This is a genomic window from Pseudoalteromonas sp. SWN166 (assembly GCF_015864485.1).
Lineage (GTDB): Bacteria > Pseudomonadota > Gammaproteobacteria > Enterobacterales > Alteromonadaceae > Pseudoalteromonas.
Genome location: NZ_JADYXB010000098.1, coordinates 1 through 671 on the forward strand (window position 1 = coordinate 1; position 671 = coordinate 671).

At 43.4% G+C, this 671-nt stretch carries 1 pseudogene; it reads left to right on the plus strand.

Features of this window, described 5'->3' with window-relative positions:
• Positions 1–671, plus strand: a pseudogene (locus tag I6F49_RS20270) (IS3 family transposase); the annotation flags it as partial.

The window sequence follows — 671 nt, forward strand, 5'->3', positions numbered from 1 at the left end:
GCCAATGACGCCCGAACAAATTGAAATCCGCGAACTTAAAAAGCAAATCCAACGCATCGAATTAGAAAAGGATATATTAAAAAAGGCTACCGCTCTCTTGATGTCCGACTCCCTGAACAATTCTCGTTAATCGAGAAACTAAATCAACGAGAGCGTTACCCAATTAGCGTGCTGTGTAACGTATTCAATGTGCATCGTAGCAGCTATAAATATTGGGCTATGCGGGATACAACGCCGACGTCAGAGCAAGTAAGGCTAGAGGCTGAAGTTAAAGCAATACATGCAATGAGCGGTGGCTCAGCTGGGGCGCGGACAATCGCGGCAATAGCAACGAACAATGATTTTGAATTGAGTCGTTATCGTGCTGCTAAGCTAATGGTTAAATTAAAGCTTGAAAGCTGCCAAGTACCTCAACATTCATATAAACGCGGCGGTAATGAACACCTTGAAATTCCAAACCTGCTTGATAGACAATTTGATGTTGTTGAGCCTGATACCGTGTGGTGTGGTGATGTGACATATATTTGGGTAGGTAATCGTTGGGCTTATTTAGCCGTTGTTATTGATTTATTTGCACGTAAAGTCGTTGGCTGGGCCATGTCGTTGTCGCCAGATACTAATTTAACGCTAAAAGCGCTTGAACTCGCGTATGAAAGCAGAGGAAAACCAAC